At 65.4% G+C, this 6,218-nt stretch carries 6 protein-coding genes; all 6 read left to right on the top strand.

Translation table 11 applies throughout. The features are described from left to right. The first annotated feature begins 136 nt into the window (after nucleotides 1-136). The 6 genes from D7Y11_RS14660 (at nucleotide 137) to D7Y11_RS14635 (ending at nucleotide 6,105) form a co-directional block, all read left to right on the top strand. Complete coding sequence (locus tag D7Y11_RS14660; RefSeq protein WP_120576690.1) at nucleotides 137-1,735, top strand: ABC-F family ATP-binding cassette domain-containing protein; 1,599 nt, start codon at nucleotides 137-139, stop codon at nucleotides 1,733-1,735. 163 nt (nucleotides 1,736-1,898) lie between these two features. Further along, nucleotides 1,899-2,336 carry a hypothetical protein gene (locus tag D7Y11_RS14655; RefSeq protein ID WP_120576689.1) on the top strand — a complete coding sequence of 146 codons (438 nt, stop codon included), beginning with the start codon at nucleotides 1,899-1,901 and terminating at the stop codon, nucleotides 2,334-2,336. A gap of 102 nt (nucleotides 2,337-2,438) precedes the next feature. Further along, nucleotides 2,439-3,806, top strand: coding sequence for a radical SAM protein (locus D7Y11_RS14650; protein ID WP_120576693.1), 1,368 nt, complete (start codon nucleotides 2,439-2,441; stop codon nucleotides 3,804-3,806). Between the two features lie 92 nt (nucleotides 3,807-3,898). Continuing rightward, entirely contained in the window at nucleotides 3,899-4,213 is a 315-nt protein-coding gene (locus D7Y11_RS14645; RefSeq protein WP_120578479.1) for a hypothetical protein, read from the top strand. Nucleotides 4,214-4,217: 4 nt separating this feature from the next. Continuing rightward, complete coding sequence (gene tnpB / locus D7Y11_RS14640; protein ID WP_120578478.1) at nucleotides 4,218-4,583, top strand: IS66 family insertion sequence element accessory protein TnpB; 366 nt, start codon at nucleotides 4,218-4,220, stop codon at nucleotides 4,581-4,583. Nucleotides 4,584-4,629: 46 nt separating this feature from the next. Further along, nucleotides 4,630-6,105: an IS66 family transposase gene (locus tag D7Y11_RS14635; protein WP_233607292.1), complete on the top strand. Its 1,476-nt coding sequence runs from the start codon at nucleotides 4,630-4,632 to the stop codon at nucleotides 6,103-6,105. Nucleotides 6,106-6,218 lie beyond the last annotated feature (113 nt).

The raw sequence follows: 6,218 nt of genomic DNA, 5'->3' as shown, positions 1-6,218 counted from the left end.
GGGGGATGGAAACCCGGTGGGAAGGCGGCATTTCCGGGGCGGTCCGGCGGTTACATTGGGTCCTCCGGTACGCCGCCGGGCTTCGATTTACCGCGCGTCTTGGGTCGCCGCGCCATTTCCGTTACAAGCCGCCGCCATGTTCAACGTCATCAACGTCTCCAAGGCCTATGGGCCCAAGAAGCTGTTCGAGGAGGTCAACGTCGCCTTCTCGCCGGGCCGCCGCTACGGCCTGACCGGTCCGAACGGGGCCGGCAAGTCCACGTTCATGAAGATCCTCGCGGGAGACGAGGAGCAGGACATGGGCGACATCATCCGCCCGCGGAAGCTGGGCATCCTGCGCCAGGACCACTTCCGCTACGAGAGCGACCGCGTCATCGACGTGGTGCTGATGGGCAACCGCCACCTGTGGGCGGCGATGGACGAGAAGAACAAGCTCCTGGCCAAGGCCGACATCACCGAGGAGGACGGCAACCGGCTGGGTGAGCTGGAAGGCGTCATCGCGGAAGAGGACGGCTACTCCGCGGAGAGCGACGCGGCCACGCTGCTGGCCGGTCTGGGCATCGAGGAGTCCTTCCACGAAGAGCCCATGCGCCAGCTGACGGGCGGCCTGAAGCTGCGAGTGCTGCTCGCGCAGGCGCTGTTCGGCAAGCCGGAAGGGCTGCTGCTCGACGAGCCCACGAACAACCTGGATATCGACTCCATCCGCTGGTTGGAGAACTTCCTCCATGTGTACGAGGGCGTGCTGATCACCATCAGCCACGACCGGCACTTCCTGAACTCCATCTGCACGCACATCGCGGACATCGATTACGAGACCATCATCCAGTACACGGGTGGTTACGACGACATGGTCCGGCAGAAGTCGCAGCTGCGCACCCGGGTCGAGTCCGAGACGGAAGAGAAGAAGAAGAAGATCGCGCAGCTGCAGGACTTCGTGGCGCGCTTCCACGCCGGTACGCGAGCGTCGCAGGTGCAGAGCCGCATCAAGCAGATCGACAAGCTGAAGACGGAGGACCTGAAGCGCTCGAACATCGCGCGGCCGTTCATCCGGTTCGACCAGAAGGTGATCAGCGGTCGTCAGACGCTGATGTTCGAGGGCCTGAAGAAGTCCTTCGACGGGGTGCCGGTCATCAAGCCGTTCACGGGCCTGGTCTGCAAGGGCGAGCGCATCTGCGTGATTGGCCGCAACGCCGTGGGTAAGTCCACGCTGGTGAAGATGCTGGCCAACCAGCTGGAGCCGGACGCGGGGACCATCACCTGGGGCCACCAGGCGACGGTGGGCTACCTGCCGCAGGACCACCACGGCGTCATCCACAAGGGGACGACGTGCTTCGGCTACCTGCGGGAGATCAGCGAGAAGCTGACGAACGAGGAGATTTCGGGCGTGTTGGGCCGGATGCTCTTCTCGGGTGAGGAGCGGATGAAGGCGACGGACACGCTCTCCGGTGGTGAGACGGTGCGAGTGCTGTTGTCCAAGCTGATGATCACGCAGGACAACGTGCTGATCCTCGACGAGCCGACGAACCACCTGGACCTGGAGTCCATCGCGGCGCTGGCGGAAGGCCTGTCGAAGTTCGACGGCACGGTCATCTGCGTGACGCACGACCAGGAGCTCATCTCCGAGGTCGCGACCCGCATCTGGAGCCTGGAGGCGGGCAAGGAAGTGCTCGACTTCAACGGCCCGTATTCGGAGTTCAGGGAGAAGCACGCGGACGCGGCGTTGAAGCGCCGGTAGTCAGCACAGAAGTCCGAGGCAGTGCGAACGCCGCCCGTTTCCGGTCCTCCGGAAGCGAGGCGGCGTTTTCGTGCGCGTGTCCATCCCTCTTCCGGGGGATGCCCAGGCGGAGCAAGATCAGTAAGAACGCTCCTCCTCCACCCTGGAGAAGAGGATTCACCGAATGCTGAAGTCAGCGTCCGCCGTGCTCTGCCTTTCCGTCGCTGTCGCCTTCACCAGCGTGACGCTGGCGCCCAAGGCACATGCCAGTGGTCTATTCTCGAAGACCGAGGTCATCTTCGATGAGGAAGTCGCGATCCCCTCACGCAGCATGCAAACCCGGGGCTTCACACTGAATCGAAGCGCCACGCTCAAGCTCGAGGTCAAGGGCGTCAAGAACACCGACAAGGGCTTCGATGTCTACCTCATGACCGAGGACAACCTGGAGAAGATGCAAGCCGCCAAGGAGTTCCGCCACTTCCCTGCGTTCCAAGGACTGCAAGTCTCCAGCGCGACGAACACTCACGATGTCCCTGCAGGGAAGTATATGTTTGTCGTCCTCAACAAATACAACTTAATGAAAGGAATGGTCGTACACATCAAGGCGACCGTCAACCCATAGTCCTCCTCCGGAATTGAATCTCCCGGGGCCCCGGCCGTCTGGGAGACAATGGGAGTCGTCGGCACCGCGGACCATTCCACGCGGACCGCATCCGGGGGGCGCATGTCCACGCTGATTTCCAAGATCATTCCTGCCCCACCCCAGGCGAGGCGGGTCATCCTGGTCTCGATCGACTGGACTCGAGACAAGGATCCCCGCCTTCCGCTAGGGCACGCCTCCATCGTCGCGGCACTGCGAAACGCGAACGTCGACGTGCGGGCCTTCTCCTTTGCCATCAATCGCTCCGACTTCAATGAGGAGCGCATCCTGTGGAGCATTCTCGAATGCATCCAGGGGATTGAATCCCGGGACGTGGACCTGGGCCTTGGTGTCTACGTTTGGAATGACCGGGTGGTGAAGAGGCTACTGGGGACACTTCGACGGAGCGGATTCGAGGGCCGCATCATCCTCGGAGGGCCACAGATCTCCTACGCGGGGACCGGCCTTGAACAACTCTACCCCGAAGCAGATGGATTCGTTCGGGGGTATGGCGAAGAGGCCATGGTGGCACTTGTTGCCACGCCCGAGCGCATCCGGTTTCCAGGCATCCACTGGGCTGGAGAGGTGGACGTCGGTCTCCAGGCACAGGCAAAACTGGAGTCCCTCGCATCCCCCTTCCTCTGCAACGTGATCGAACTTTCAGTGGAGCAACGGTTCATCCGATGGGAAACGCAGCGTGGATGTCCTTTCCGCTGCTCGTTCTGCCAGCACCGAGAGGCTGGCAGCCGGTTGCGGCGGCGTGACCTCCCCATGGCACGCCTTGAGAAAGAAATTGAACTGTTCGTGCGCTCAGGAGTGGATGACATCGCCGTATTGGACCCGCTCTTCAACCTCGGCGACCACGCACTGACGGTGCTACGAACGTTTCGAAGGCTTGGCTATCGCGGGCGACTGTCTTTGCAGTGCCACTTCTCGACGCTGGATGACGAGTTCCTCCACGCTTGCGAAGGGCTCGATGTTCGGCTTGAGTTTGGACTCCAGACCATCCATGAGAAGGAAGCACGAGCTGTAGAGCGAGTGAATCATCTTGAGAAGGTGGTGGAAGGAATCCGCAAGCTCCATGCGCGCAGCACTCCATTCGAGGTCTCCATCATTTTCGGACTGCCCGAGCAGACGTTGGCTTCATTCCGGCAGACGATTGATTTCTGTCTCCGGCGGCAAGTGCCCGTGCTCAAGGCGTTTCCACTCATGCTGCTGAGGGGGACCCAACTGGAGCGAGAGCGAGCGCGCTGGGGGCTTGAGGAGAACGACGCACCCATCCCAAGCGTCATCCGCAGCCATACGTTTGACGAGCGGGAGTGGAATCGGATGGTAGCACTCGCTGAAGTCCTTCGTAAGACAGAAGGAAGACATCCGGCCTCCGTCGAAGCGCTGGAGGCTCAAGTGGCGTCTGCACCGGACACTTCCGACTGGTGGTCACCCGCAGCGTAGAGGCCCATGGCCACCCGCTCACGTAACCGTCCGGCCAATGACGTGCCGTGAGGGATTGCCGGGGGCGCGGTTCGCGGCGGACGCTTCCGGGCATGTCGAAGCAGGTGGAGAAGCCGGAGTGGGCGCGGATTGCGGAAGCGTTCGAGGCCAGCGGGCAGACGCAGCGGGAGTTCGCGTTGGCGCGGGGCGTGCGGCTGAGCACGTTGCAGTCGTGGGTGTACCGGGCACGACGAGCCGCGCCGTCGCGAGCGGAAGCCGTGCGGCTGTTGCCGGTGCAGGTGGCGCCGCCGCCGGTGGCGACGGAGTGCCTGCTGGAGGTGGTGGCGGCGAGCGGAGCGCGGGTGCGGTTCGCCGTGGGGACCGACGTGGCGTACGTGGCCCGGCTCGTCGCCGCGCTGGGACGGTGAGCGGGTGTTCGCGCTTCCGGCGTCGGTGCGCGTGGTGCTGGCGGTGGAGCCGGTGGACATGCGCAAGTCGATAGACGGCCTCATGGCCTTGGTGCGCGGCGCGTGGGGCGAGGACGTCTACTCGGGGCACCTCTTCGCCTTCGTCTCCAGGCGGGGCGACCGCATCAAGGTGCTGACGTGGAGTCGGGGCGGCTTCGTGCTGCTGTACAAGCGGCTGGAGGCGGGCCGCTTCCGGCTGCCACCGGTGGACGCGGGCGCGCAGGCGGTGACGCTGGACGCCACGCAGTTGGCGATGCTGCTGGATGGCATCGACGTGGCCCAGGTGAGGCGCCAGCCCGCCTGGACGCCTCCCGGGCGCACTGGCACCTGACGCGCCCGGCCCGGGACGCCGCGCGGCGGTGGCGTGTTGAGGCCTGGTGCCCCGAGAGCTGCCTCAGGACCACTTCTGCCCCTGGCGCGAGGAGGCGGAGGAACTCAAGGAGCGCCTGACGTCGCTGGAGGCGAAGATGGCGACGCTGGAGCGCCACGTCTTCGGCCGCAGGGCGGAGAAGCTGCCCCCGGTGGCGACGCAGCTGCGCAAGGACGCGGATTCGACGGCGGCCCGGGCCGAGGCGGCGAAGAAGAAGCGCCAGGAGAGAGCCACCCGGAAAGCCGAGGAGGCTCCGGCGCGAGAGATTCGCCACGCGGTGCCCCCCGACGAGCGCCACTGCCCGGCGTGCGGCAGCGAGGACTTGAAGCCCCTGGGCCAGGGCCGCACCTCGGTGGTGTACGAGTACGTGCCCGCCCGCTTCGAGAAGCAGGTGCACGTGCAGGAGGTGCTGGCGTGCGTGTGCGGCCGGGGCATCGTCACCGCCCCGCCTCCAGCCCGGGTGGTGGACAGGGGCGAGTACGGCCCCGGCTTCCTGGCCCACGTGGTGACGTCGAAGTGCGCGGATGCCATGCCGCTGCACCGACTCGCCCAGCGGGTGGAGAGAAGCGGCGTGCCCATGAGTCGCAGCACCCTGACGGACCTCTTCCACAAGTCCGCCTCCGTCCTACTGCCTCTGTCCTCCCACCTGCTTCAAGTCATTGCCGCCGCAGAGGTGGTGTGGGCCGACGAGACCCCGCTGCGCGTGCTGGACGTGAAGAAGACAAGGCTGGGTTACCTCTGGACCTTCCTCACCCAGAATGAGGCGGGCCAGTGGCTCATCGGCTACCGCTTCAGCATGGGGCGGGCCAGCAAGACGCCGAAGGAAGTCCTGGGCGGCACCCGGGGCGCCCTCGTGGTGGATGCGTACACGGGCTACAACGCGGTGACGCTGCCGGAGGGGAGAATCCGCGTCGGGTGTTGGGCACACGTGCGCCGCCGCTTCTTCGACGCGCTTTCCACCGCGCCCGAATCCCGCGAGGCGATGGACCTCATCCTCGAACTCTACCGCGTGGAGGCCCAGGCGAGAGGCGCGGACGTGGTGCGCACCGCCGCGCACCGCGAACTGCGCCAACTCAGCAGCACCCCCGTCCTCAAGCGACTTCGTGCCTGGCTCGATGCGCAGGCGCCGCGCCACCCGCCCAAGAGTCCGCTGGGCCAGGCCATTTCCTACACGCTCAAGCAGTGGGATGCGCTGAGCCGCTTCGTCTCGGATGAGCGTCTGCCCTTGGACAACAACCGCTCGGAATCGGCGCTGCGCAAGGCAGCCCTGGGGCGTAAAAACTTTCTCTTCGTCGGCCACGAGGCCGCGGGTGAAAACCTCGCGGGCCTCTACGCCCTGGTGGCCACCTGCGAGGCCAACGGCGTCAATCCCGAGGAGTACCTGGCCGACGTGCTGCTGCGCGTCCAGACGCACCCGAACGCCCGCATCGGAGAGCTGCTGCCGCACGAGTGGAAGCGCCTTCGCGCCGCCGATTCGTCCTGAGCCCCCTGCTCAGGTCCGCCCCGTCAGCCCGCTCTCGCACAGGCTCGCGACCATCGCCGAGCACGGTCCCCGTCCCTCTGCAATAGGCTCGGTCACGTCGCTCGCCGGACGGA

The sequence above is a fragment of the Corallococcus sp. AB018 genome, from assembly GCF_003986945.1.
Lineage (GTDB): Bacteria > Myxococcota > Myxococcia > Myxococcales > Myxococcaceae > Corallococcus > Corallococcus exiguus.
Note: the sequence above shows the minus strand (reverse complement) of the source record. Positions and strands in the feature narration are given on the sequence as shown.

What these genes read in the sequence shown, in the direction of transcription:
- D7Y11_RS14645 (WP_120578479.1), top strand. Translation starts at nt 3,899, where the DNA reads ATGTCGAAGCAGGTGGAGAAGCCGGAGTGGGCGCGGATTGCGGAAGCG.
- D7Y11_RS14660 (WP_120576690.1), top strand. Translation starts at nt 137, where the DNA reads ATGTTCAACGTCATCAACGTCTCCAAGGCCTATGGGCCCAAGAAGCTG.
- D7Y11_RS14655 (WP_120576689.1), top strand. Translation starts at nt 1,899, where the DNA reads ATGCTGAAGTCAGCGTCCGCCGTGCTCTGCCTTTCCGTCGCTGTCGCC.
- D7Y11_RS14650 (WP_120576693.1), top strand. Translation starts at nt 2,439, where the DNA reads ATGTCCACGCTGATTTCCAAGATCATTCCTGCCCCACCCCAGGCGAGG.